The 25252-nt window shown below is 58.1% G+C and carries 20 protein-coding genes; 16 read left to right on the top strand and 4 right to left on the bottom strand.

Annotated elements, in window-relative coordinates; genetic code table 11:
• Positions 1–98: 98 nt before the first annotated feature.
• Together AC3WOY_RS25605 and folE are read left to right on the top strand one after the other, a co-directional pair.
• Positions 99–2315 (top strand): acyl-CoA dehydrogenase family protein, encoded by a 2217-nt coding sequence (locus tag AC3WOY_RS25605; protein WP_492428986.1) that lies wholly within the window; start codon positions 99–101, stop codon positions 2313–2315.
• Between the two features lie 33 nt (positions 2316–2348).
• Complete coding sequence (folE, locus tag AC3WOY_RS25600; RefSeq protein ID WP_492428984.1) at positions 2349–2915, top strand: GTP cyclohydrolase I FolE; 567 nt, start codon at positions 2349–2351, stop codon at positions 2913–2915.
• Between the two features lie 129 nt (positions 2916–3044).
• Here the strand turns inward: folE and AC3WOY_RS25595 are convergent, their stop codons facing one another.
• Complete coding sequence (locus AC3WOY_RS25595; RefSeq protein WP_492428982.1) at positions 3045–4226, bottom strand: lipid-transfer protein; 1182 nt, start codon at positions 4224–4226, stop codon at positions 3045–3047.
• Between the two features lie 70 nt (positions 4227–4296).
• A complete protein-coding gene (locus AC3WOY_RS25590; RefSeq protein WP_492428980.1) occupies positions 4297–5163 on the bottom strand; it encodes an SDR family NAD(P)-dependent oxidoreductase in 867 nt (288 codons plus the stop codon).
• Between the two features lie 228 nt (positions 5164–5391).
• Here AC3WOY_RS25590 and AC3WOY_RS25585 point away from each other — a divergent pair, with 228 nt between their 5' ends.
• The 5 genes from AC3WOY_RS25585 to AC3WOY_RS25565 all read left to right on the top strand — a co-directional run bounded on the left by AC3WOY_RS25585 (position 5392) and on the right by AC3WOY_RS25565 (position 10557).
• Positions 5392–6261 carry a MaoC/PaaZ C-terminal domain-containing protein gene (locus tag AC3WOY_RS25585; protein ID WP_492428978.1) on the top strand — a complete coding sequence of 290 codons (870 nt, stop codon included), beginning with the start codon at positions 5392–5394 and terminating at the stop codon, positions 6259–6261.
• A gap of 27 nt (positions 6262–6288) precedes the next feature.
• Complete coding sequence (locus tag AC3WOY_RS25580; RefSeq protein WP_492428976.1) at positions 6289–7098, top strand: enoyl-CoA hydratase; 810 nt, start codon at positions 6289–6291, stop codon at positions 7096–7098.
• A 32-nt stretch (positions 7099–7130) separates the two neighbouring features.
• Positions 7131–7970, top strand: coding sequence for an FAS1-like dehydratase domain-containing protein (locus tag AC3WOY_RS25575; protein WP_492428974.1), 840 nt, complete (start codon positions 7131–7133; stop codon positions 7968–7970).
• 106 nt (positions 7971–8076) lie between these two features.
• Entirely contained in the window at positions 8077–9348 is a 1272-nt protein-coding gene (locus AC3WOY_RS25570) for an amidohydrolase family protein (RefSeq protein ID WP_492428972.1), read from the top strand.
• A gap of 18 nt (positions 9349–9366) precedes the next feature.
• Positions 9367–10557, top strand: coding sequence for a thiolase family protein (locus AC3WOY_RS25565; protein ID WP_492428970.1), 1191 nt, complete (start codon positions 9367–9369; stop codon positions 10555–10557).
• Positions 10558–10660: 103 nt separating this feature from the next.
• On the opposite strand, the gene AC3WOY_RS25560 is transcribed toward AC3WOY_RS25565, so the two are convergent.
• On the bottom strand, positions 10661–11689 hold the full coding sequence (locus tag AC3WOY_RS25560; protein ID WP_492428968.1) for a universal stress protein: 1029 nt from the start codon (positions 11687–11689) through the stop codon (positions 10661–10663).
• A gap of 398 nt (positions 11690–12087) precedes the next feature.
• Between AC3WOY_RS25560 and AC3WOY_RS25555 the strand changes: the two genes are divergently transcribed.
• Positions 12088–13284, top strand: a complete 1197-nt coding sequence (locus AC3WOY_RS25555; RefSeq protein ID WP_492428966.1) for an amidohydrolase family protein — start codon at positions 12088–12090, stop codon at positions 13282–13284.
• A gap of 214 nt (positions 13285–13498) precedes the next feature.
• Positions 13499–14770 (top strand): amidohydrolase family protein, encoded by a 1272-nt coding sequence (locus AC3WOY_RS25550; RefSeq protein WP_492428964.1) that lies wholly within the window; start codon positions 13499–13501, stop codon positions 14768–14770.
• Between the two features lie 164 nt (positions 14771–14934).
• Here the strand turns inward: AC3WOY_RS25550 and AC3WOY_RS25545 are convergent, their stop codons facing one another.
• Entirely contained in the window at positions 14935–16122 is a 1188-nt protein-coding gene (locus AC3WOY_RS25545; RefSeq protein WP_492428962.1) for an amidohydrolase family protein, read from the bottom strand.
• 168 nt (positions 16123–16290) lie between these two features.
• On the opposite strand from AC3WOY_RS25545, the gene AC3WOY_RS25540 reads away from it, so the two are divergent.
• The 7 genes from AC3WOY_RS25540 to AC3WOY_RS25510 all read left to right on the top strand — a co-directional run bounded on the left by AC3WOY_RS25540 (position 16291) and on the right by AC3WOY_RS25510 (position 25250).
• Positions 16291–16986, top strand: a complete 696-nt coding sequence (locus tag AC3WOY_RS25540; protein ID WP_492428960.1) for an SDR family NAD(P)-dependent oxidoreductase — start codon at positions 16291–16293, stop codon at positions 16984–16986.
• A 42-nt stretch (positions 16987–17028) separates the two neighbouring features.
• Complete coding sequence (locus AC3WOY_RS25535) at positions 17029–18702, top strand: electron transfer flavoprotein-ubiquinone oxidoreductase (RefSeq protein ID WP_492428958.1); 1674 nt, start codon at positions 17029–17031, stop codon at positions 18700–18702.
• Between the two features lie 70 nt (positions 18703–18772).
• Positions 18773–19309 carry a VOC family protein gene (locus tag AC3WOY_RS25530; RefSeq protein WP_492428956.1) on the top strand — a complete coding sequence of 179 codons (537 nt, stop codon included), beginning with the start codon at positions 18773–18775 and terminating at the stop codon, positions 19307–19309.
• Between the two features lie 45 nt (positions 19310–19354).
• Complete coding sequence (locus AC3WOY_RS25525) at positions 19355–20215, top strand: fumarylacetoacetate hydrolase family protein (protein WP_492428954.1); 861 nt, start codon at positions 19355–19357, stop codon at positions 20213–20215.
• Positions 20216–20277: 62 nt separating this feature from the next.
• Positions 20278–20856: an amino acid synthesis family protein gene (locus AC3WOY_RS25520; protein ID WP_492428952.1), complete on the top strand. Its 579-nt coding sequence runs from the start codon at positions 20278–20280 to the stop codon at positions 20854–20856.
• A gap of 684 nt (positions 20857–21540) precedes the next feature.
• Positions 21541–24114 carry a bifunctional diguanylate cyclase/phosphodiesterase gene (locus AC3WOY_RS25515; RefSeq protein WP_492428950.1) on the top strand — a complete coding sequence of 858 codons (2574 nt, stop codon included), beginning with the start codon at positions 21541–21543 and terminating at the stop codon, positions 24112–24114.
• The gene (locus tag AC3WOY_RS25510; protein WP_492428948.1) at positions 24111–25250 is read left to right on the top strand and encodes a porin; all 1140 of its coding nucleotides are present in this window, start codon (positions 24111–24113) and stop codon (positions 25248–25250) included. The genes AC3WOY_RS25515 and AC3WOY_RS25510 overlap by 4 nt, the downstream gene beginning before the upstream one ends.
• The last annotated feature ends 2 nt before the right edge of the window (positions 25251–25252 follow it).

Here is a 25252-nt window from a genome sequence, read left to right as displayed (position 1 = left end):
CTTGTCGCATCTAAACCGTTGGCAAATGGCATAAAACTGATAGACTCTCAGTTATAGAAAGGGCGGTGCCGCGACGCACCGCAAATCAAGGAGACGATATGAACCTCAACCTCACCGACGAGCAGCAGATGCTGCGCGACTCCATCGCTCGACTGCTGCAGGCTGAATCCAGCCCGGCGCGCGTTCGTGCTGCCGAGACGCTCGGCTTCGATCGGAAACTGTGGCTGCAGCTGTGCGCTACAGGCATCAACATGATGCGCGTTCCGGAAGACCTGGGCGGCGGCGGCATGGGCCTCTTCGAAGCGGTGCTTGCTGCAGAAGAAGCAGGCCGCCATCTCGCTTCCGTTCCGCTGGCGGAAGCGGTGCCCGCTCTTGGCCTGCTGGCTGCGCTCGGTGGCGACGTCAGTGCTGGACTCCTCGCACGTGCCGGTGATGGCGAGGTGATCGTGCTGCTACCGTCGGAATTGCGTCGCGATCAATCGCACGCGGTGCCGCTTCCTGCTGGGGGAGTGGTGCTCGGACTGGACGGCGAACAGGTGATCGCGTTCCGCAAAATTGCGGCATCCCCGCGAGCCAATCTTGGCTCGGCGGCCATCGCCTCCCTGGTACTGTTGGGAGCGGGGGCTGTAGGTGAACGGGAAGTCGTCGCAGTGGGGCCGGCAGCACGCGCCGCCTTCCTGGCCGCGATCGAGGAATGGAAACTCCTGAAAGCTGCAATGCTTAACGGCCTGGCGCGCCGCTCCCTGGAAATGGCCGCCGCCTACGCGTCCGAACGCCAGCAGTTTGGCAAGCTGATCGGCTCGTTTCAGGGCATTGCACATCCCCTTGCCGACGCACTGGCGGAAGTCGACGGTGCCCAGTTGCTCGCTTGGCGCGCCGTATGGTCGATCGCGCACGGCAAGCCGGAAGCGGCGGCGACTGTTTCGATGGCTTGGTGGTGGGCGACGCAGTCGAGCGCAAACGCGGTCGCGCGCGCACTGCACACATTTGGCGGTTACGGTGTTTCCCTCGAATACGACATTCAATTGTATTACCGTCGGGGCAAGGCGTGGGCACTGCTTGCGGGTGATCCGCAACAGGAGTTGCTGGCCGTTGCCGATCGCTTGTGGGGGCAGGAAAGGACGGTGGCACTTCCCGATGCTGGCGAGGTGACTATCGCGTTCGGATGTGGCGAGGAGGCGGAAGCATTCGGACGAGAAGTGCGTCGGTTCTTCGAAGAAAACCTGACAGACGAGCTCAAGAAGCATGCGCACCACTCGGTTGCCGGCTACCACCGCGAGTTTCAACAGAAGCTCGCGCGGGCAGGCCTGCTTTTTCCCCACTGGCCGCAGGAATACGGTGGGAGAGGCAAGAATGCCTTCGATATGGCGGAACTGGCCGAAGTTTTCGAGGAATTCAACTGGCAGCGCATCACCGGCCCCGTCACGAACCAGGTAGGGCAAATCGTAATGTCGTTTGCGACGGAGGAGGTACGGAACGAAGTCCTGCCGCGTTTCGCGTCAGGCGACGCGGTAGCCTGCCTTGGTTTCACGGAACCTTCATCCGGGTCGGACGTGTTCGCGGCAAAGACCCGCGGTGAGCGCGACGGTGGGGACTGGATCATCAACGGGCAGAAGATCTTCACGACGGCCGCCAATGTCGCCGATTACGTCTTCCTGCTTGCGCGTACCGATCCCGATGCAGCCAAGCATGCAGGCCTGACGCTCTTTCTCGTTCCCATGCACCTACCTGGAGTCGAAGTGCAGCCGGTGCACACCATTCAGGACGAGCGCACCAATATCACCTACTTTGCCGACGTGCGCATCCCGGACCGGTACCGCATCGGTGAGGTGAACGGCGGCATTGCCGTCATGGCCGCGACCCTGGAACTCGAGCATGGCGGCGATCAGTACCGCATCAGCTTTTCGCACATGCTTAAACATGCGGTGCAGTGGGCCAGAAACACGATGCGCGACGGCAAGTCGTTGCTCACGCACGAAGATGTGCGACGCCGCTTGGCAAGGATCGCCGTGCACGAGCGAATTGCCAGGGATCTGTGCTACCGCGCAATCTGGGCAACAGAACATCGCATCCCAGGACGTGCCGCCTATGGCCCCATGTCCAAACTCTTCAGCACGGAGTCGTATCGCGCTGGCTCGGCCGACTTGATGGACCTGGCAGCGCCCGATTCACTCTTCTCCGGGAATTCAGGTCCCGGCTTTATCGAGCTGGGCTACCGACAATCCATCGGCATGACTATCTATGGCGGCACTAGCGAGGTACACCGCAGCCTTGTAGCAGAACATGGACTCGGCATGCCGCGCTCGCGCACCTAAGTGCTTCAGACGACAATTACAGGGGGCTGACACATGTTTGATGATCAATTTGGCCAGAAGGACTGGCGTCGCTTCCTCGCTACCATCGGCGAGGATCCAAACCGTCCGGGGCTGCTGGAAACGCCGTTACGCGTCGAGAAGGCGTGGAAGGACTGGACCGCGGGTTATGCGCAGGACCCTGCGGAAATTTTGAAAGTGTTCGAGGACGGCGCGGAACAGTACAACGAACTCATCGTGGTGCGCGGAATTCCCGTGTACAGTCACTGCGAGCACCACCTGGCGCCGTTCTTCGGCAAGGCGACGATCGGTTATCTACCAAACGGAAAAATCGTTGGACTGTCCAAGCTGACCCGCCTGGTTGACTGTTTCGCCCGTCGCTTGCAAGTGCAGGAACGCCTGACCACCCAGATCGCCGAAGCGTTGATGCAGCATCTTGATCCGAAGGCGGTTGGCGTCGTGGTAAGTTGCCGACATATGTGCATGGAAAGTCGGGGCATACGCACGGCAGGCGAAGAAACAATTACTTCGGCATTGATTGGGGAGTTGCAGCCAAATCTTGCGTTGCGAACGGAGTTTCTGGCGCTCGCACGGGACAGCTGATCCATTCCTTGAACTGAGCACATATGTAAAAGAAGCCACCGTTTTTCCCGGTGGCTTCTCTACTTCTACGGCAATGTACCTGCATCCGCCCGCCGCAAGAATTCCTGTGGCGACGGACGGTTGCGCGGCTCAGCGCTTGAGTACCGTCACCACGCAAGCACCGCCCAATCCGACGTTGTGCTGGACGCCTACGCGTGCGTTCTCCACCTGCCGCTCGCCCGCCTGACCGCGTAAGTGCCAAGTGATTTCGGTGATTTGGGCCAGACCGGTTGCACCAAGCGGATGTCCCTTGGAAAGGAGGCCGCCGGAGGGGTTGGTGACGACCTTGCCGCCGTAAGTATTGTCGCCGTCGATGACGAATTTTTCCGCACCGCCTTCCGGGCACAGCCCGAGTGCTTCGTAAGAAATCGCTTCGTTCGGCGAGAAGCAGTCGTGCAATTCGACCAGGTCGATGTCGCCCGTGTCGATGCCCGCCTGCGCGTAGGCCTGCGTCGACGCCCTGCGGGTCATGCCTGCACCGACCACGTTGATCATGCTGCCCGATTCAAAACTCTCCGGACTGTCGGTGGCCAGGCCCATGCCGGCGATTTCGACCGTGTTCCGCAGGCCGTTCTCGCGAGCGAACTTTTCCGAGACGACGACAACGGCGGCGGCACCGCAGGTCGGCGGGCAGCACATGAGTTTAGTCAGAGGGCCGAATACGTGCGGGGCATTCATCACCTGCTCCAGGGTCAGCGCTTCACTAAACAGCGCATAAGGATTGCGCAGGGCGTGGCTGCGCGCCTTGACCGAGATGCGGCCGAACAGTTCGGCCGTGACGTTGTACTTCTCCAGGTATTCCGCGCCCGCGCCTCCGAAGTACTGCAGGCCGGTCGGCACGTTTTCGTCGAAGCCGCGAATCTTGCGCATGGCATCGTCAATACGCCAGGTAATCGGAGTGCGGTCCGTGGCGCCGAGCGACAGGGCACCGGGGCTCATCTGTTCGAAGCCGAGTGCGAGGGCGACGTCCACCACACCGCTCATGACAGCCTGGCGTGCGAGGAACAGAGCGCTCGACCCCGAGGAGCACGCGTTATTGACGTTGACGACCGGGATCTGGGTCATGCCGACAGAGTACAGCGCTGTCTGGCCGGAGCAGGTGTCGCCCGCGACGTAGCCAGCGTAGGCCTGCTGGATCTGCTCATACCTGATCCCGGCGTCTTCCAGTGCCGTGCGCACGGCCTTGGCGCCCATGGCGTCGTAGGGTTCGCTCTTGCCGGGTTTGGCAAACTTCACCATGCCGACGCCGGCCACCAATACTTTGTTGCTCATGTCTGTTTCCTTTCAATGAATGGCGCCCGCAGGTGCCGGATGAAATGTCTTGCGCAGCCCTCGCGGGTCTTTACTTCGAAAAGTCCATGATGGTCAGCGCCGGCTCGGTGCGATAAAGTTTGTCCTCCGCTTCTGCCAGCGCACGGGCGGTGACTACCGCACCGGTGCCGCCGCCGCGAATGCCTTCTGCGGGCACCAGTTTGAGCTCGCGGATCGCCTGACCCGAGGCGAAGATCGTGTGGCCGGTACGCTTGCCGGACAGCTCGCTGACCATGTACAGCACTACTTCCGCTACGTGTTCGGGAGCGAGCTGCTTTTGCATTTCCTCCGTCATCAAGCCGGCAGTAAGGGCGGAGGTGGCTGCCGGCGCCAGTGTCCACACGCGCACCCCACACTTGGCGCCTTCGAGCGCGAGTACGTGCGAAAAGCCCCAGACACCGGCCTTGGACGCCGCGTAGTTCGCCTGGCCGAAATTGCCGACGATTCCGGATACCGAGCTGGTGTTGACAATGACTCCCCCGCGGCCGTTTTCCTTCATCCATGCGAATGCCGGGCGTGTCACGGTGTACATGCTCTTGAGGTTGATCTTTTGGACGAGATCCCAGTCCGCCTCTTCCATTTTCGGAAAGCTCTTGTCGCGCAGGATGCCGGCGTTATTGATCAGGATGTCGACGGCGCCGAAATTGTCCAGCGCGCACTTGAGAAGGTTGTTGCCGCCTTCTACTGCCGAGATGTCTTCGGTGTGTGCAGCCGCGCGTCCGCCCGCTTCACGGATTGATGCAGCCACGCGTTCGGCCATGTAGTTGCCGCCTTCATCCTTGCCGATGTCATTGATTACCACCGCTGCGCCTTCTCTTGCAAGCAGGCGTGCGTACGCTTCGCCCAAGCCGCGCCCCGCACCGGTAATAATTGCAGTCTTGCCTTCGAGTAATGCCATGTCAATTCCCCTCCTCGTATTCAAATAAACAGGTAATGCTTTGCTGGTCAGACGCGATATCGAAGTGGATTTGCAATGCCACAAGCCTATGCAGACAACGTTCAAATCCTCAAAAACTGATTTACAGTCAGCTTCAATATTCTGCTATGATAACCAAAAACTGACGAACCAACAGTTTTATTTGGGCCGCTTTTGATGGCTGGAATAAGGCAACGACAGGAGGAAGACGTGTCGCTCGATTACGATTTGGTCAAGAACTGGCCGTTGGAAAGGACCACGCAGCAGTTTACGAGGAAGGACGCGATTCTGTACGCGTTGGGCACCGGCGTGGCCACCGAAAATCCGCTGGCCATGGAAGATCTCAAGTTTGTCTACGAGCGCGGCTTGCAGGCGTTGCCGACATTTGCGTCGCTATTAGCCGGGAACCCGGGTTGGATCGGTGATCCGCGCACCGGTATCAATGTCAACATGGTGCTGCACGGTGAGCAGTTTCTGACCATACACCGGCCGCTGCCAGCGGAAGGGACGGTGTACGGCATAGAAAAGGTGGACGAAATCTATGACAAGGGCGCTGGCAAGGGTGCCGTCATGTACCTGTCCCGCACCATCCATGATGCCAAGACGGATACCTTGCTGGCGACGACTGGCTTTTCGATCTTCATGCGCGGCAACGGCGGTTTCGGCGGCACTGCTACCGGCCAGCCGATCCCGTACGTCATGCCCGAGGGCCGCGTTCCGGACGCAGCCGTTGATTTGATCACCCGGCCCGAGCAGGCCGCAATCTATCGTCTGTCCGGCGACGACAACCCACTGCATATCGACCCCAAGGCCGCCGCCGCCGCCGGTTTCGACCGGCCTATCCTGCATGGCATGTGCAGCTACGGCATCGCCGGACGCGCATTGCTGAAACTGCGCTGCGGCAACGATCCCGCGCGCCTGCGCAAGCTCAACGTGCGCTTTGCCAGTCCGGTGTTCCCGGGCGAGACGCTCCGTACGGAGGTTTGGGATATCGAGCCCGGCAAGGCCGCGTTCCGTGTCAAGGTAGTCGAGCGGGATGTGGTCGCACTGAACAATGGCTACGCAGAATTCGCTGCATAACACCTCAGAATGTAATGGAGAAAGGCTATGAACTACACGGAAATCACTTACGAGGTATTGGGTCCCGTTGTGCGCATCTGCCACAACCGTCCCAAGCAAGCGAATGCACAATCGGAAACCCTGCTGGCCGAACTGGACGACGCACTGACCCGCGCAAAGCGGGATGACAGCATCCGTGTTCTAATCCTCGGTGGCGTGGGCAAGCATTTCTCCGCCGGTCATGACCTGACCGACCCGATGTCCACTCGCCGCAACCTGGTGAAGGCCGAGGACATCTGGGCCTGGGAAAGCGAACATTACTTCGGCAATGCACTTCGTCTGTGGGATTTTCCGAAGCCGACCATTGCGCAGGTGCAGGGTGCTTGCATCGCCGCCGGGTTCATGGTGGCCAACATGTGCGATCTGATGGTGGCGGCGGACGACGCCTATTTCAGTGATCCGGTGAACCACAGCCTAGGCGCTGCCGCCGTCGAGGTGCTGGTGCATCCATGGGTGCTCGGCTTGCGCAAGGCAAAAGAGCTGCTTTACACCGGCCAGCGCATCACGGCTGCGGACGCCAAGGAATGGGGCATGGTGAACCACGTCGTGCCGCGCTCGGAACTGGAGGATTTCACGCTCAAGCTGGCGAACCAGATCGCTGCCGCGCCGCCGATGAGCATGCGTATGCTAAAGCGCTCGTTGAACCGCACAGCAGACGTTATGGGATTCCGTAATTCGCTCATGGCCCACTTTGATACGCACCAATTGAGCCACGCCACTGAGGAGCACAAGGCAATTGTCGAGGCCGGCATGCAAGCTTCGATGGCGGCGGCGAAGAAAACTCAGAATGCTGCTTGACCGAAAATTGCCAGTGTGACAGGAGGGACGCGGTGCCGCTTGATTATCAAAAGCTTATGAACTGGCCCTTTATGCCGGTAACACGCTGCTATACGGCAGAGGAGTCGGTTCGCTTTGCCAAGGGTTTCGGAGCGGGACTGCCGGGCAAACTCCATGCAGGCGACGCGCCATTTCTGGATGGTGTTGCCGCGTTGCCCATGAACGCGGTAGCGCTGGCGGACGGCGAGTTCTGGCAGATGCGCCCGGAGACTGGAATCGACTGGCGTCGTATCGTGCACGCGGAGGAAGGAATCACCGTGCATCGGCCGCTACCTGCATCCGGCACGGTCGTGGTCACGCAACGCGTGACCGGGTTGTTCGACCGCGGCGCGGATAAGGGCGCGGTAATGAAGCAGGAGCAAGTGGTGTCTGCGGAAGACGGCCAACCGCTCGTCACTGTTGATGTGACGACTATCCTGAAGGGCGACGGCGGGTTCGGCGGCCGTCCTTACGAACAGACGCGGGTGAGCATTCCCGAGGCCTGCGCCCCCCACAACACTATTGAACTTCGTACTCCCGGCGACAACGATGATGCAATTTTTCGACTGAACAAGGAGATTGCCGCCGCCGCAAACGCCGGGCCGGGAAAGGCGATGATGCGAGGGCTGGGATGTTTCGGTCTCGCGGGCCGCGCTGTGCTGGCGCTGGCATGTGGCAATCAGCCCGAGCGGCTTAAGCGTCTGTCCGTGCGGTACGCCGGCCCAATGCTGACGGACGAAACCATGTTCCTCGAATTGTGGCATGTTGAGAGGGGACGGGCAGTTTTCAGAATGTCGTCGCGGGAGCGAAGCGCGCTAGTCTTGAACAATTGTTATGTGGAATTCGAAGCCTGACAGGGGGCTTCACGGAGGCGCCGAATGCGAGCCGGCGGTTGCTTACCGAATTGTTACGGCCGTACGTTAGTTGCAATAAATGGAGACCAAGATGGAAATGAATGACATGATTCTGATCAGTGTCGATGACCACGTGATCGAGCCCCCTGATATGTTCAAGAACCACCTTCCGAAATCAATGCTGGATCGCGCGCCGAAGATGGCCACGATGCGCAGCGGATCCGATTCCTGGATCTACGAAGGCCGCACCAATCCTAACTTCGGCCTGAACGCCGTCGTTGGCCGCCCGCCGGAAGAGTACGGTATGGAACCGGCCTCGTACAGCCAGATCCGAAAGGGCACGTACCAGCTCGCCGAGCGCCTGGAAGACATGAACGCCAACGGTGTGCTCGCATCTATCTGCTTCCCGACCTTCCCGACGTTCGCCGGTGCCTTCTTTTTGCATGCCAAAGACAAGGAATTCACAAAGGCGGTGATCAGCGCCTACAACGACTGGCACATCGATGAGTGGTGCGCGGGCGCTCCCGGCCGCTTCGTGCCGCTGGCGATCCTGCCGTTGTGGGATATTGATGCCTGCGTCGCCGAAGCCAAGCGCGTCGCCGCAAAGGGTTGCCGCACCATCAGCTTCCTCGACAACCCGGTCGCCAAGGGGCTGCCGAGCGTGCATAGCGGCCATTGGGACCCGCTGTGGGAAGTGATGGAAGCGAACAATATCGTCATCTCCATCCACATCGGCTCCGGTGCAAGCGCACCGTACTCGTCGACTGACGCCCCGATCGATGCCTGGATCGTCAATATGCCGATGTACATTGCCAATGCCACCACCGACTGGCTGTTCTCACCGATCTTCAAAAAGTTTCCGAACCTGAAGATAGCACTGTCTGAAGGGGGCATCGGCTGGGTGCCGTACCTGCTCGAGCGTGCCGACTTCACTTATCGTCATCACAAGGCATGGACGAACTGCAGCTTCGGCGACATGCTGCCCAGCGAACTGTTCAAGCGCAACTTCATTACCTGCTTCATTGATGACGTGTTCGGCCTGCATAACACCAATTTCATGAATATCGACAAGATCACCTGGGAATGCGACTACCCGCACTCGGACACTTTGTGGCCGCACGCGCCGGAAGCGCTGTGGGCATCAATCAAGCACTTGCCGAAGGAGGCGATCGACAAGATCACGCACCAGAATGTGATGCGCGAGTTTGGTTTCGACCCGTTCAAATACATGGCCCCCAAAGAAAGTACCGTTGGCGCGCTACGTGCCAAGGCTGCTCACGTCCAGACCGAGCCGGTTGCCGGAATGGGCGGCCACAATCCGTCCAACCGTGAAGGCCGTCCGGTGACCGCCGGCGAAGTCATGAAGCTGTTCGCCTGACGGGCGGCAAGGACGTACATGAGTATTCAGGTGCCCGAGCGGCAAGCTGTCATCTCCGGGGTCGGCCAGTCCGCGGTCGGCCGGCGTCTTGGTCGCAATGGTCTTGACCTGACCCTCGATGCGGTGCTCGCCGCGATCGAGGACGCGGGTATCGACCGGCGCGAGATCGACGGCATCTCCAGCTGGCCGGGTTACCGCTCGGACTCGCCCGGATTTTCCCCCATCACGATCGGCCAGCTGAAGGATGCACTCGGTCTGAAACTGAACTGGTACAACGCCGGTCTCGAGGCGACGCAGATGGCCGGCGTGCTCAATGCATGCATGGCGGTAGCCTCCGGACAGGCACGGCACGTGCTGTGCTTTCGGACCGTCACAGAAACCACTGCAATGGCACAAGGAAGCACGCGTCCGAGTCTGGCAGGCGCGGGTGCGGGGCGGGTCACCGGTTTCGCCGAATACCTGGCGCCGTTCCTGGCTCCCTCCGCTGCAAACTGGGTGGGTGTCGTCGCCAGCAGGTACTTCCACGAGTTTGGCGCCAAGCGCGAGCAGCTGGCGCAAATCGCATTGACCGCCCGGCATAACGCCGGGTTGAACCCGAACGCGATTTACCGCGAACCGCTGACCCTGGACGACTATATGAATGCCAGGATGATTTCAACGCCGCTGTGTCTATACGACTGCGACGTTCCGATCGACGGTTCGATCGCGGTGATCGTGTCCCATAAGGATACGGCCCGCGACCTCAAGTCAATACCAATCCGCGTCGAAGCGATTTCTGGCTCACTGCAAACCAGGGACTCGTGGGACCAGCTCGACGACCTGACACGCTTCTCGGCAGAAGGCGCGGGCAAGCGATTGTGGAGCCGCACGGACCTGAAACCGTCTGATGTCGACATGGCGCAGTTGTACGACGGTTTCAGTTTCCTGACCTTGCTGTGGCTGGAGGGACTAGGCTTCTGCGGTCGTGGTGAGGCGGCCGAGTTTGTTGGCGACGGCAAGCGAATTGCGCTGGACGGCGAGCTGCCGTTGCTAACCGGTGGGGGACAACTGTCTGGCGGCCGCTTGCACGGCATGATCCATGTGGTTGAAGCAGTGACGCAGCTTCGCGGACGCGCTGGCGCGCGACAGATCAAAGGCGATCCGCGGGTTGCCGCAGTGTCCAATGGCGGTGGTCCAATTGCCGGAGCGATGCTGTTGGTAAAGGATTGAGCGGCGTACGCACACTGTCGCGGCACTGCGTATCGATCCTGCATTGTCAAGGCTGCCAGTTGCACAATTCCTGACGGATTGGGCGCCGGCAGCTTTTCTGTCATCAAGTCCTAGTGAGACTATGCGTCAGCCGCGCAATGCGAGAGAACATGTCGCGGAATTCCTTGTCTGGCACTGCCCCGAAACGGGGATCGCCATTCTTGCCGAATGCATCGGCGATGACGGCCCAATCTTCTTGGTGCAGGTACTCCTTTGCTGCAGGAAGAATTACCTTTTCCTCCAGTCCCATGTGCCGCCACTGTGCCTCTGAAAACTGCGCGAGTGTGTCCGAAAACGCTTCGACACCGTCCTTGCCAGCCTGTTCGAAGCGGTGCAACGCCTGCTCCAGCGCTTCGAACGGCGCCTTGTCATCGTGTTCCTTTTCCAGTTCTGTGAGCGCGGCGTCGACGATATTGGTGCGCTGGCGCAACCGCGCAAAGAGATATGACGTTTCCTTGGGGTGATGCAGGCGCTCCGGGAATTCGCGTATGTACGCGAGCAGCTTCCAAAGCAGCTCGAATTCCGGTGCCGTTGCTTCTTCGCGTGACTTGTTGCACAGATGCTGCAGTGCGTTCAACACGGCGGCCAGAGAGCGGTGTTCGTCCTGGATGATCGTGATCGCCTTATTCATGTCGGGTGTGGCCGAATTGCGCTGGACGGAGGATACCAGCACCGGGATCGGCGCATGCATCAGTACCTTCAATGTCTCAGATCCGAGCAACAAGCCGCCAAGGCTGCGCGGGCCGCGCGATGCCATGAAAATCAGGTCGCACTCCTGGTCTATCGCTGCGCGCAGAATTGCTTCATGCGGTCTGTCGCTAACGGCGTAAAGCGAATTGAATTCCACACCGGCACCGCGCGCCGCTGCCTCCGCCTTCATCAGGATTGCATGTGCGTCTCCAGTGACGCTCTCGGCCACCGCGAGCGGTGAAATGCTGCGCATTAGCGCACCGTCGTCTGTTGCCAGGTAATCGCGCGCGGCATAGAAGAACGTGACACGCGCGCCGGCATCCTTTGCAAACTCAAGCGCTCGGGTAATGGTTTGGTTCGACAATTCGGTGCCGTCGGTGGGCACTAGCAGGTGCTTATACATGGAATCCTCGCAATACGGTGGGCCGGCATGATCAATTGTTGCTCGCACATAGGGTTCGTTTGGTCATCCTTGAGGGGCGGTGCAGCGGGCGGCCATCAATGCCGGACATTGCTCCTAATGCCTGTTTCCGAAGAATGAGGGACGGCCCGGGCGACATAAAACTAACATAATTTCATTTTTAAAGCATCCGCGGCTCTATCTATTTTCACTAAAAACTGACAGGTTATTAGTTTTTGACTTGGATCAAACTTTTTTTGGAGGCGCTTTGCTGTAATCAGTTCTGTTGGAAAAGCCGCAACGCATGTAGGGACATTTTTGGGGTTGCAGCGAGCGCTGCGCCCACATCTCGCGCCTCGGCCTATTCCGACACACCAATAACCTAGCGAGAGGAGCTAACCATGTCAGTAGCAGCCGCAATCGATTACCCGATCTACGATGCCGATCATCATTACTATGAACCGCCCGAAGCGTTTCTCCGTCATTTGCCGAAAAAGTACAAGGAGGATTTTCAGTACGCGGAAATCAACGGCCGCATCAAGCTGATAGTCGGCGGCGTCCTTTCCAACTACATCCCGAATCCGACCTTCAATGTGGTGGCAGGTGCGGGTTCGCAGGAAAAGTGGTACCGCGGCGACAACCCGCAGGGTTTAACGCTACGCGAGTTCGCGGGCGAACCAGTGCCTTCCGAACCGGCCTTCCACTCCGGTGCGGCGCATCTTAAATTAATGGACCAGGAGGGCATCCATGCGGCGGTTGTGCTTCCCACTATGGCCTCGATTATTGAGGAGCGCCTCGAGCACAAGCCTGAGACGATCCAGGCACTGATGCACTCGTTGAACATGTGGGTAGCAGACGAGTATGGGTTTGGAAATGGCCGCCAGTTCCCCGCTGGCGCGATCAACCTGTCGGATGTGGATACTGCGTGCAAGGAACTGGACTTCCTGCTCAAGGCAGGGGCACGCTGCGTGTTGATTCGCCCGGCGCCCGTTGCGGGCATCCGCGGCAGCCGCTCGCACGGTTTTAAAGAATTCGACCCATTCTGGGCACGCGTCAACGAATCGAAGATCTTCGTCATCCACCATGTGTCTGATTCGGGCTACGACCGTATCTACCGCTGGTGGACCGCCGGCGGACAGGGCGAATTCCGCCCGTTCGAGAAGGATCCATTTAGTGAAATCTTGGACTGGATGGGGCGCCCGATTTCAGACTCGCTGGCCGCCCTGATCTGTCACGGCGTGTTCGACCGCTTCCCTGACGTGCGCGTCGCCGTGCTGGAAAACGGTTCCGCTTGGCTGGAGCCGTTGCTCAAGCGCCTGGCAAGCACGTACCACAAGATGCCTAAATCGTTCACCCGCGATCCGGTGGAGACCTTCCGCAAGCATGTTTTCCTGGCACCGTTTTATGAAGACCCGGTGGACAAGGTCGTCGAATTGCTGGGCGCGAACCGCGTACTGTTTGGTAGTGACTGGCCGCACCCGGAAGGCCTGGCTCATCCACGTGACTTCGTGAAGGATCTGGAAGGCGTCTCTCCGGAACACCAAAAGTTGATCATGTCGACCAACCTGAAGGGTCTGCTGGAGGGCAAACGGGATTAATCGACCTATCGGGCGGTAACGGGCGCCGATGATCGATTACTTGCCGGCAGACGGGCTGATGCCATGTCAGATAGCGGTTATCTCGGTGACAAATATTCGCCGGCAACGAGGACGGTACGTCTTGCCCGGGCCCTAAGACACTGAACATTATTCCCGCCGATGAAGCGGGACAATTCAACATTGCACACGGAGGAGCACCATGGAAATGAACGATATGATCCTGATCAGCGTGGACGATCATGTGATCGAGCCGCCTGATATGTTTGACAAGCACCTGCCTGTCAAGTACCGGGACAAGGCGCCGAAGATGAGTACTATGCGCCACGGTGAAGACGCATGGATCTTCGAAGGGAAGTTGATTCCGAACTTCGGCCTGAATGCCGTCGTCGGCCGCCCGCCGGAAGAGTATGGCATGGAACCTGCTGCCTACAGCCAGATCCGGTCCGGCACGTACAATATTCAGGCGCGCATTGACGACATGAACGCCGACGGCGTGCTAGCGTCGATTTGCTTTCCGACCGTGCCGTTCTTTGCCGGCAACCGGTTCTGGGCGGCGCAGGACAAGGAAGCAGCGCTGGCCATCATTAGCGCCTACAACGATTGGCATATCCACGAATGGTGCGAGGCGGCGCCGGGGCGCTTCATCCCTTTGTGCATCCTGCCGCTGTGGGACGTCAATGCGTCAGTCGCCGAGCTCAAGCGCGTTGCCGCCAAGGGCGTGCGGACGCTGACCTTCCCGGACAACCCGGCAGCCGTCGGCCTGCCGTCGATCCACTCGGATTACTGGGATCCATTGTGGAAGACTGCGTGCGACCACAAGATTATTGTTAGCTGTCATATCGGGTCCGGTGCGCAGGCACCGCATGCGTCGATGGAATCTCCCATTGACGCCTGGATTGTGACGATGCCAATGGCCATTAATGGCGCTGCGGCGGACTGGCTGTTCTCACCGGTGTTTAAAAAATTCCCCGAGCTCAAGATCTCTCTTGCGGAGGGCGGTATCGGTTGGATTCCATACCTGCTGGAGCGCGCCGATTTCGTCTACAAACACCATAGTGCATGGACAAACGCCGACTTCGGCGACATGCTGCCGAGCGAGCTGTTCAAGCGCAACTTCCTGACTTGTTTTATCGATGACGCTTTTGGACTGCGCAACACAGATTTCCTCAATATGGATCTGGTCGCATGGGAGTGCGACTACCCACACTCCGATTGTGTATGGCCGAAGTCGCCTGAAACCGTCTGGAACGCGATCAAGCACTTGCCGAAGGAAATGATCGACAAGGTTACACACCTGAACGTCATGCGCGAGTTCAGCTTCGATCCGTTCAGTCACCACAGGCGGGAAGAGTGTACGGTCGGCGCGTTACGCGCAAAGGCCGCGCATGTCAATACTATCCCGGTCGCCGGCATGGGCGGACACAATCCGTCTAACCGAAACGGGAAGCCGGTTACTTCTGGCGAAGTCGTAAAGCTCTTCTCGTAAGTGACAGGCGGGCCACCCGTGGCTCGCCTTCAAGGTCTACACGTGCGGCCACATGACGCGCTGAAAAAAAATCCCATGCGAACAGAGTTCGCATGGGAAACACCCTCTGATAGAGCGGAGACATCATTTCGCGAAGCAGGTTTCGCGGCAGTACAGGCGTGAGACTAGCGTACGCCTTCTAGCAATTCTTTCAGGTTCGTGCTCATCACCCGCTGGGTCTGCACGGGGTTAAGGTCAGCGATATCCTTGAAGAAGTCCAGCGGATTGGCCAGGCCTTCCGGATGCGGCCAGTCACTACCAAACAGCACACGCTCGACGCCAATCAGATCGATAACCTGCTTGACCGAATCCTCGTAGAACGGCGCGACATAGACGTGCTGTCGGAATACCTCGACCGGATCGCGGGTGAAGGACTTCGGCATCTTGTGGAATGTGCTCGCCATCCGTTTGAGCAGGGGCTCCAGCCAGGCCGCGCCGTTTTCCAGCGATGCCACGCGGACGTTCGGGAAGCGATCAAAGACGCCGTGGCAGATTAGGGCTGCCAGCGAATCGGCAATCGGGCGGCCCATCCAGTCGAGGATTTCGCCGAACGGATCCTTCTCGAACGGACGGAATTCACCTTTGCCGCCGGCCGTCCACCATTGGTAGATCTTGTCGTAACCGGAATCGGATACGTGCATGACGACGAAGATTCTGGCCTCGTTGATGCGCGCCCAGAACGGGTCGAATTCCTTGAAGCCCATCGAGCGTCCGCCCTTCAAGCCGGCAACCGGGGCCGGACGAATGCCGACGACGCGTGCGCCTGACTTGAGCAGGAAATCCAGTTCCTTACACGCGGCTTCGACATCGGACAGGTTAACCATCGGCACAGGGAACAGGCGGTTGTCCAACGCGAATCCGCATTCTTCCGCCGTCCACTGATTCACGCTGTGCAGCAGCGCCTGGATAACTTCCGGCCGCTGTGCCAAGCGCTCTTCAATAATTGAGGCCAGCGTTGGCAGGAATAGGCCGGCATGAATCTTCTGTTCGTCCATCACCTTCAGATGCGCGGCACCGTTATTGAACGCCGGCTGTGATGGCGCCGGCTCGCCGGTAAGTTCGCGCAACGTCAGGCCCTCCGGATTGTTGGCGCGATACCACTGCTCGTGCACGCCGGGCGCGGCGACCACTTCAAAGGTTGGATTCGGGATGTAGTCAGAGAGCATGCCGCCGACCGCGAGCTTGGTGCGACCGTTGACCTCTACATATTGAAATTCCTTCTGAAACTGTTTCGGAAGGTGGCGCAGGAACGCTTCGGGTGGTTCATAGAAGTGGCGATCCGCGTCATAGATCGGGTAATTCACAGCGGTCATCAAGGCCCTCGTTTGAGAATGGTTTAAGACAACAACTCGGTAAAACTAACTATATGTCAGTTTTCATGAGGCGTCAACAAGCTCCGCCGAGTAAAGCGGGTCCGTCTTGTTGTTCCAGAACTGATAATGTGTTAGTTTACGTCAAGCTAAACTGTTCAGGAGCCAGCCATGTCATCTCCCGTTGTAGTCGTCACCGGCGCTGCCGGCGCTCTAGGGAAATCCGTTGCAGATACCTTCATTACCCAAGGGGCAATCGTCATTGCCGTGGACGTCGACGCTGCTCGCCTTGCCGATATATACGGACAGCACGCCAGCGTTGTCACCGTCGCAGTGGACCTGACAGATGCACAAAAGTCGTTCGAGGCGATTTCGGACGTGCTGTCAGTCCGCGGTTCTGTAGCTGTTCTGTGCAATATTGCTGGTGGCTTCGATATGGGGCCGTCAGTCCACGACACAACGGATGCGATGTGGCGGCGCCTCATGGACATGAACGTCGCCACGCTCATCAACGCGAGCAGAGTGGTCGTGCCCGGAATGGTTGCTGCAAAGAAGGGAAAGATCATCAATGTTGCCGCCGCGTCTGCTTCTGCTGGGAAAGCGGCGATGGGTGCCTACTGTGCATCAAAGAGTGCGGTCGCCAGGTTGACTGAATCTATGGCAATGGAGTTGCGCGAAGCAGGTGTCAACGTCAATGCCGTGGCGCCGAGCCTCATTGATACGCCTGCAAATCGCGCGGCGATGCCTGGTGCCGATACCAGCAAATGGGTATCACTGGCGGATCTGTCCTCGGTCATTGCATTCCTTGCGTCGCCTGCGGCTAATGCCGTGCATGGTGCGGTCATCCCCGTCGTTGGGTTGAGCTGATGTCCTCTGGCGCGTCCAAATTTGGTACTAACACTCATAAATATGAATACAAGCAGCAGCCTTGAAAAGTATGGCGTGCGTGAGGCCATGGAATACGACGTTGTGATCGTCGGCGGGGGGGCGGCGGGCCTCTCCGCTGCTATCCGGCTCAAGCAACTGGCGGCGAAAAACGGCAGCGAGGTGTCCGTATGTGTACTGGAAAAGGGAAGCGAAATTGGTGCGCACATCCTCTCCGGTGCCGTCATGGACCCAATCGCAATGAACGAATTGTTTCCGAACTGGAAAGAACTGGGGGCGCCGCTCAATACCCCAGTGACGGAAGACCGTTTCCTTTTTCTGACGGAATCCAAGGCCATCAAGACGCCGAACTGGCTGCTGCCCTCGTGTTTCCAGAACCATGGAAACTACGTGATATCGCTTGGGAACGTCGTGCGTTGGCTTGGCCAGCAAGCCGAAGCCCTTGGGGTGGAGATCTTCCCTGGTTTTGCCGCCGCCGACGTGCTGTACAACGACGATGGCTCGGTCAAGGGTGTGGCGACCGGAAATATGGGAGTGGGGCGCGAAGGACAGCCGACCGAAGCATTCCAGCTCGGCATGGAACTGCATGCGAAGTACACGTTCTTTGCGGAAGGCGCGCGCGGACATCTCGGCAAGCAACTCATTTCCAAATTCGAGCTCAATAACGGCAAAGATCCGCAAACCTATGCGATCGGAATCAAGGAATTGTGGGAGATTGATCCAACGATCCACCAACCTGGTCTGGTAGTTCACACTGCAGGTTGGCCGCTGGATACCGAGACCTATGGCGGATCGTTTCTGTATCACCTTGAGGGCAACCAGGTTGCGGTTGGCTACGTAGTCGGTCTCGCCTACAAGAACCCCTACCTGTCCCCATATGAGGAATTCCAGCGATACAAAACGCACCCCGAGATCCGGAAGTTTTTTGAAGGCGGAAAACGTATTTCCTATGGTGCACGTGCAATTGTCGCAGGCGGTCTGCAATCCCTTCCGCGGCTGACCTTTCCTGGCGGTGCGCTGCTCGGTTGCGATGCCGGCTTCCTCAATGCGTCCCGTATCAAGGGCAGTCATGCAGCGATGAAGTCCGGAATGATGGCCGCTGAAGCCGCATTCGCTGCACTTTTCGAGAATCGCCAGCACGATGAGTTGCAAGCCTATTCGCAGGCGTTTGAGCAGTCGTGGTTACACCAGGAGTTGTACAAAGCGCGCAACTTCAAGCCGCTTATGGCGCATGGGTTGATTCGCGGAACACTGATGGTCGGTATCGACCAGACCTTATTTCGTGGAAAGGCGCCGTGGACTTTTCGCCATAAGCACGCGGATCACGAATGCCTGCGTCCGGCCGCCGAGTTCGCACCCATCCCGTATCCCAAGCCGGACGGCAAGCTGACCTTTGACCGACTCTCCTCAGTGTTCATTTCAAACACTAACCATGGAGAAGACCAGCCGGTACATCTGCAGCTCAAGTCGGCGGATGTGCCGGTGGCAATCAATCTACGCCGCTTTGCCGGTCCTGAAGCACGCTTTTGCCCGGCCGGGGTATACGAATACACAAAGGTGGAAAGTGGCGAGGACCGCTTGCAGATCAATGCACAGAACTGCGTGCACTGCAAGACCTGCGACATCAAGGATCCGACCCAGAATATCAACTGGGTCGCCCCAGAAGGCGGTGGGGGACCGAATTACCCGAACATGTAATGGCATTGCGCGGCGCGCTTGACGAGTATCCGCCTTTCGCCCGCACGCACTTCCCTAAGAAGGAGATTCCATGTCCATACCGGAACGCCCGATGCCGTCCCACTTCGGCATCTTTGTCACCAACCTCGACCGCATGGTCGACTTTTACACGTCGGTCTTCCACCTCGCGATCACGGACCGCGGCATGGGGCGAACCTTCCGTAACGAACTCGTTTTCCTGAGCGCCAGTAAGGATCATCATCACCAGCTTGTGCTGGCCTCGGGGCGCCCGGAAAGTGCCACATTCAGCACTGTAATGCAGATTTCGTTCAAGGTACCCGATCTGCGCATGCTCCGGGAAACACGCGCTGCAGCCGAACGGCAGGGGGCGACGCAGATGCGTGGTCTGAATCACGGCAACGCGTGGTCCGTGTACTTTTCTGATCCTGAAGGAAATACTGTTGAAGTGTACGTCGACACTCCGTATTACGTTTCGCAACCACACGGCGACCCGCTGGATCTAGACAAACCCGACGCGGCAATCCTAAGAGAGACCGAAGCCATTTGCCGTAGCGATCCGACATTCCTGCTGGTCGAAGAGTGGCAAAAGAAGTTTCCGTCCGTTTGACCGTCTTGTCAGAGTTTCCATTCAACCAATGCACAAGGAGAACCCATGAAATTGCTGTCCTACGTCTATAACGGCCAAGAGGCATGGGGCGCAGTCGTCGGCGACCAGGTCGTCAACTTGCGGCAAGTGCTGCCCGAATATCCGACTTTGGTCGATTACATTGCCTCCGGTAGCTACCGGAACTGCAGCGAACATGTCGTCGGCCGTGCACCGCAGGCCAGACTTGCCGACATTACCTTCCTGCCGGTCATCCCGAAACCGGAGAAGATCGTGTGTGCGGTACGCAATTACCTTGACCACCATAACGAAGTGGTGGCGTCGGGCATGCAGCGCGAACTGTCCGAGTTTCCGCCGATTTTCTTGCGCGTCTGGCGTTCGCAGACCGGGCATGACCAACCGCTGGTTAAACCGGCGATTTCCGACACGCTGGATTGGGAAGGCGAATTGGCGGTCATCATCGGCAAGGAGGGGCGCAACATTCCAGTGGAGCATGCGTACGAGTACATTGCCGGGTATTCCTGCTATAACGACGGAAGCGTGCGCGAGTGGCAGTTCCACGCGAAGCAAATTGCCGCCGGCAAGAATTTCGAGGCCACTGGCGCCTTTGGCCCGTGGATGGTGACCGCCGATGAAATCGCGCCCGGAGGCGAGCTGAAGATCGAAGTGCGCTTGAATGGTGAAGTGGAGCAGTCAAGTCACACTGGGAACATGATCTTCTCGATCCCTGTCCTCATCAACTATATTTCAACGATCTTCACCCTCGTGCCGGGGGACGTCATTATTACAGGCACGCCAGCGGGCGTGGGCTGGGGACGGAATCCAAAGAAGTTCATGCAGCCTGGCGACACGGTGGAAGTGGAAATCGAAGGCATCGGCATCCTCCGCAACAAGATCGTTCAGGCCTGATACAACGTACGGGCCAGTTCCATGGCACGTCGTTTCGGCCAATTCCAAAAGACGGAGACAAAATGTCACTGATTGCAATACGCAAGCGTAGCCTGAACATCGAGACTGTATTTCATGAAAACGGCCCCGCGCCGAACGTCCCACTGAGAATTGCGTCCGCCAGTGCGGTGATCCACAACCCTTTCGCCGGACACTACGAGCAAAATCTGTTGCCGTTCATGGCAGAATTGAGGCAGCTTGGCGCACTGCTGGCCGCCGAGTTGGTCGACCTCCTTGGGAAGGATCGCGTGGAGGCTTATGGAAAGGCGGCCATAGTCGGCGTCAATGGCGAGCTAGAGCATGGTGCGGTTTGGCATGAGGCCGGCGGGTGGGCGATGCGTGAAGCCTTAGGCAACCCGAAGGCGATGGTGCCGTCGACGAAGGCGGTCGCCTCGGCCGGTTATCGCCTGATGGTGCCGATGCATTATATCCATGCATCCTATGTGCGCAGCCACTACAACGTGACAGACGTCGGCATTCAGGACGCCCCGCGTCCGGACGAGATTCTCTTTGCGCTCGTGATGGCAACAGGTGGCCGCATCCATGCTCGCTTGGGTGGATTGTCGAAGGACGATGTGTCCGTGGGCGATGGGCAGCGCTGAGAGGAAAGCTGTGCTTCGGCTGGAGGCGATTCATCGCGAAGGTCGCTGCGTATAGGGGCACGTGTCGTTTGTTCCCGGTCGAATTTTCGGCCTCTTCAAGAATCCGGCGCCGGCCATGTCCGGCATGCTGCCGGTAAGCGCGGTCAACTCGTCCTCTGCGTCTACTGTCTACTATGTGTTCCCAGACGGCGGTAGTACTTGCCATGTGTGATTGATCTGATGAACGGCCAATCTCGGCAGACTTGCTTGCAGCACTGAGCGTGATGCTGAAGGGACATACCAAAACGCTTCCAGATGTGTCCCAAGGACTATGAAGCGTCAGTGCCGTTGCGGTGTTGTGCTGGAAAGTTGCTGCCGGGGGCCGCAAATGAATTCAAGCTTTGCCCATGCGGGCTTTCTTTGCGAACGGGTCCTGATTGCCCTAATGAAAGCATAGCCTCTATGCCGGAATAGAACTAAAATTTTTTTAGTTACGTAACGTTCCGCTCTCTTCGCGTGCGTAGCGAATAGAAAGCAAAGCGATCGATCATGACTCTACGCAATTCTCTCCCAAAGCGATCAGGCCTCCGGAGTGACGTTCCAATAAGCAAAAGCTTTTTCAAGCGTCACGCTATTTGTCTTCTCCCGTGGTTGGGTGGCGCTGCAATCATCATTGCCATTGGATGGGGAGCACTATTCCATTCCTTGCATAAACACGCAGCCGATTCTGAAAGGTTTGCCCATAGTGGAGCCGCCGCGCTTGCGCGCAGTTACAGCGAACAGCTTTCCCGCATGCTTGAAGCTGTAGATCAAACGATTCTGCATGTGCGCTTCGAATGGGACTTGACCCAAGGTAGCTTGCAGCTCGAATCTGCTCCTGATCAAGGATTGTTTCCGCCGACGTCGCTGTTCTTTGCTGGAATCACCGATGCAGAAGGCGATCTCATCACGAGCACGATCCCAGATAACGAAAAGATCAACGTCGCGGACCGTCCATACTTCAAAGTGCATTTGGACACAGTCGTTGACACACTCTACATGGCGCCTCCGGTTTCAGGGCGCGGCGCCGGTACAAACGTACTTCAGTTTTCGAGACGGATCTCCGGCAAAGACGGGCGTTTCCAAGGCATACTGTTTGCGGCCGTCGCCCCTTCGTACCTGACGTCAAGCTATGACACCAATTCGCTGGGCGGAAACGGGATGCTTGGTATCGTTGGGAATGACCGGACAGTTCGTGTTACACGAATTGGCGCGACGGTTCAACCCGCGGATATGCCCGCGCTCCGGCGCACGCCACATTTCAGCGGAGGCAGTGGCAGCATGTATCTGGACGGCAGGGAATGGTTCGTCGATGGCCGCTCGCGCTTCCTGGCATGGGAGACGGTAAAGGGATATCCGTTGATCGCTACCGTGGGGCTCGATGAGGAGCATGCTCTTGCTGCTCATTCCACGTTCCGTCGATCCACCCTCCTGGCCGGCTGGACGGGAACGGGGATTGTCACATTACTGGCATTGGCAGGTGCCGGATTTTCGCTTCGCCTGTCGTCAAAAAAATACGAACTGGAGCGCACTCGCTCAGCCTACCGCATGGCGACAGAAGACGGGAACGATGGTTTCTTCATCGCACGCCCGGTTTCCGATGAGCGGGGTGAAATTCAGGACTTTGAGGTGGTTGACTGCAACCAGCGAGGAGCGGAGTTCTTCAAGATGCCTCGTTCGGAACTTGTTGGCCAGTGCATTTCGCGGTCACCCATCGGAGCGGTTCTATATGATCGGCGCAGTATCCTGATGGAAGCGTTTATGGGCGACAGTGTCGAAGCCGAACTGAGGGTGCCGGAAAAATTGGGCCTCGACGCGCGATGGCTAAAGGTCAAGGGTGTATTGGCAGAGCAAGCGGTCGCCATAACTCTGCATGATGTTAGTGAGTCCAAGGAGCATCACGAGGAGCTTGCTCGCCGTAGCCTATTCGATGCGTTGACCGGACTGCCAAACCGTCAATGGTTTGACGAGAAACTTCCCGCAGCGCTGGAAACTGCTGCAGCGAGCGCCGGGCAGGTCGGGGTGATTCACGTGGACCTTGACGGATTCAAGGTAGTGAACGATACCGCGGGCCGAGCCCGCGGTGACGAACTGCTGCGCGCCGCTACTGATCGCCTCCGAGCAGCGATACGGCCCCAAGATGCAATTGCAAGGGCAAGCGGTGACGAATGGATCATCTTGCTGGAAAGACTTGCCGATGGTGCGGAGGTGGCATACATTGCGGAGCGTATCGTCCACGCATTCAAAGAAGGATTCGCGCTTTCCAACGGACTCGTCAATATCGGGGCGTCTGTCGGCATTAGCCTCTTCCCGCGCGACGCGCGGGACGCCCCGGCATTGCTGCAATGTGCGGATGTCGCCCTGTTCTCTGCCAAGACGAGCGGCAAAGGTACCTATCGATTTTATGACGAGGGATTTTACGAGAAACTGCGCTTTCGAGTTGAAATGGAAGCGCAGTTGCGCCAAGCGATTGAGGAAGACCAGTTCGTCATGTACTACCAGCCGCGGATTGATATTCGGTCCGGCGAAACGTCAAGCATGGAGTCCCTGATTCGCTGGAAGCATCCAGAGAGGGGGATCATCAACCCCATCGAGTTCGTTCCACTGGCTGAAGAAACGGGGCAGATTGTCGGCATGGGGACGCTGGTGATCGACAAGGTATGCCGCCAGATAGGAGATTGGAAGCGTACCGGCCAGCCGGTCGTGCCGGTGTCCATCAACGTCTCGCCACGTCAATTTTCGGAATCTGATGTCGTTGCGCTGTTGAGCACAGCAATCGAGCGATACGACATTCATCCAAGCACGGTTGAGGTCGAAGTGACCGAGGCGTCCATGATGGGGAGCGACAGTCGCATATTGAATGCTTTTTCTGCCCTCCAGGCAATGGGGGTTAAACTCTTGGTCGACGATTTTGGCACGGGATACTCGTCCTTGTCCCAACTGCAGCGCATGGACTTTGACTTCTTAAAAGTGGATCGCTCGTTTACATGTGAAGTGGACCGGACGAAGGAAGGCAATGTATTTGTCAAGGCGATTATCACTATGGCTCATGCCTTGGGTATGCGCGTGGTGGCCGAGGGTGTCGAGAATGAGAGACAACTCGTCGCTCTCAGAATGCTTGGTTGTGACGAGATACAAGGATATTTCGTTTCCAGGCCATTGCCCCCGATGGAAAGACAGCCAGTGCTGGCCGATTGTTTTAGTGGCACGGCAACATGTGCATGGAGTGCGAGCAGATGACGCCCCGTGCGCGGCTTGACGTACGAGCTTTCCTTCCCTTGTGTCGAAATTTTGTGCTGGCCGGGATGCTCGTTACTAGCGCAAATGCACTGGCTTCTGGCAACGTACAGCCATGGCAGTTCCGAGGCTTCGGAACGATCGGTGTCACACATAGCAGCCAGCGGGAGGCGGACTATGTTGGCACTCCGGTGCAGCGCCGCGGCGCGGGCAATTTCCATCCGTGGTCAGCGGAAGTGGATAGCAAGATTGGTTTGCAGATCGATCACAGTTTTGGCGATAAAATTGATGGCGTACTGCAGGTAGTGTCAAGGCAACGGGCAGATACAGGTTATCGACCTCGCGTGGAATGGGCCAATCTTCGGTATCGTCCTGATGATGCACTCTCGCTGAGGGTTGGTCGTGTCGTCCTTCCGGCGTTCATGGTGTCTGAATCTCGCCTGGTGGAATATTCGCATCCGTGGGTACGTCCACCTATTGAGTCCTACAACCTGATGCCGTTCACCAACTCCGACGGAGTCGATCTCACATTTCGACGGCATGTCGGGACGGGGCTGAATATTTTTCAGGCGCTATACGGAAATTTTGATGCTGTGGTCGTCGACGTAACCAGCCGTGGTACCGAAGTGTTGCGCGGGCAGTTTCAAGATATTTTTTCTATTGCCAATACCTACGAGATTGGTGAATGGACGATGCGTGCTGCCGCTATTACCGGACGGGCAAAAGGCGAACGGGTTGACTCCCGGCTTCGATTTATTAATGCCGGTCTAAGTTATGACGCCGGACAGTGGTTCGTGCAGGGGGAATGGAGCAGATTGCTCTTCCCTCAGGTGGCCCTAGCCAGCAATGCAGCGTACCTGACAGCCGGGTTGCGCCGGAGTGCTCTGACGCCATATATCACGTATTCCAAGCTCTACAGTACACATACGGGCGGGGCGTTGCTTGCAAATGATCAGAGCACCGTATCGGTGGGATTGCGCTGGGATTTCTCAACGCAGACTTCGCTCAAAATACAAATTGACCGGGTGCAAGTCGAAGATAGCACGAGAGGAAATGGATTCTTCATCAACACAACGCCGCGGTTTCCCGAAGCCCCTCGCACAACTGTGTTCGGTGCCGTCGTCAACTTCGTTTTTTGACT

This window comes from Noviherbaspirillum sp. FW303-A3 (assembly GCF_058788695.1).
Note: the sequence above shows the minus strand (reverse complement) of the source record. Positions and strands in the feature narration are given on the sequence as shown.

What these genes read in the sequence shown, in the direction of transcription:
- AC3WOY_RS25605 (WP_492428986.1), top strand. Translation starts at nt 99, where the DNA reads ATGAACCTCAACCTCACCGACGAGCAGCAGATGCTGCGCGACTCCATC.
- folE (WP_492428984.1), top strand. Translation starts at nt 2,349, where the DNA reads ATGTTTGATGATCAATTTGGCCAGAAGGACTGGCGTCGCTTCCTCGCT.
- AC3WOY_RS25595 (WP_492428982.1), bottom strand. Translation starts at nt 4,226, where the DNA reads ATGAGCAACAAAGTATTGGTGGCCGGCGTCGGCATGGTGAAGTTTGCC.
- AC3WOY_RS25590 (WP_492428980.1), bottom strand. Translation starts at nt 5,163, where the DNA reads ATGGCATTACTCGAAGGCAAGACTGCAATTATTACCGGTGCGGGGCGC.
- AC3WOY_RS25580 (WP_492428976.1), top strand. Translation starts at nt 6,289, where the DNA reads ATGAACTACACGGAAATCACTTACGAGGTATTGGGTCCCGTTGTGCGC.
- AC3WOY_RS25570 (WP_492428972.1), top strand. Translation starts at nt 8,077, where the DNA reads ATGATTCTGATCAGTGTCGATGACCACGTGATCGAGCCCCCTGATATG.
- AC3WOY_RS25565 (WP_492428970.1), top strand. Translation starts at nt 9,367, where the DNA reads ATGAGTATTCAGGTGCCCGAGCGGCAAGCTGTCATCTCCGGGGTCGGC.
- AC3WOY_RS25560 (WP_492428968.1), bottom strand. Translation starts at nt 11,689, where the DNA reads ATGTATAAGCACCTGCTAGTGCCCACCGACGGCACCGAATTGTCGAAC.
- AC3WOY_RS25555 (WP_492428966.1), top strand. Translation starts at nt 12,088, where the DNA reads ATGTCAGTAGCAGCCGCAATCGATTACCCGATCTACGATGCCGATCAT.
- AC3WOY_RS25550 (WP_492428964.1), top strand. Translation starts at nt 13,499, where the DNA reads ATGATCCTGATCAGCGTGGACGATCATGTGATCGAGCCGCCTGATATG.
- AC3WOY_RS25545 (WP_492428962.1), bottom strand. Translation starts at nt 16,122, where the DNA reads ATGACCGCTGTGAATTACCCGATCTATGACGCGGATCGCCACTTCTAT.
- AC3WOY_RS25540 (WP_492428960.1), top strand. Translation starts at nt 16,291, where the DNA reads ATGTCATCTCCCGTTGTAGTCGTCACCGGCGCTGCCGGCGCTCTAGGG.
- AC3WOY_RS25535 (WP_492428958.1), top strand. Translation starts at nt 17,029, where the DNA reads ATGAATACAAGCAGCAGCCTTGAAAAGTATGGCGTGCGTGAGGCCATG.
- AC3WOY_RS25530 (WP_492428956.1), top strand. Translation starts at nt 18,773, where the DNA reads ATGTCCATACCGGAACGCCCGATGCCGTCCCACTTCGGCATCTTTGTC.
- AC3WOY_RS25525 (WP_492428954.1), top strand. Translation starts at nt 19,355, where the DNA reads ATGAAATTGCTGTCCTACGTCTATAACGGCCAAGAGGCATGGGGCGCA.
- AC3WOY_RS25520 (WP_492428952.1), top strand. Translation starts at nt 20,278, where the DNA reads ATGTCACTGATTGCAATACGCAAGCGTAGCCTGAACATCGAGACTGTA.
- AC3WOY_RS25510 (WP_492428948.1), top strand. Translation starts at nt 24,111, where the DNA reads ATGACGCCCCGTGCGCGGCTTGACGTACGAGCTTTCCTTCCCTTGTGT.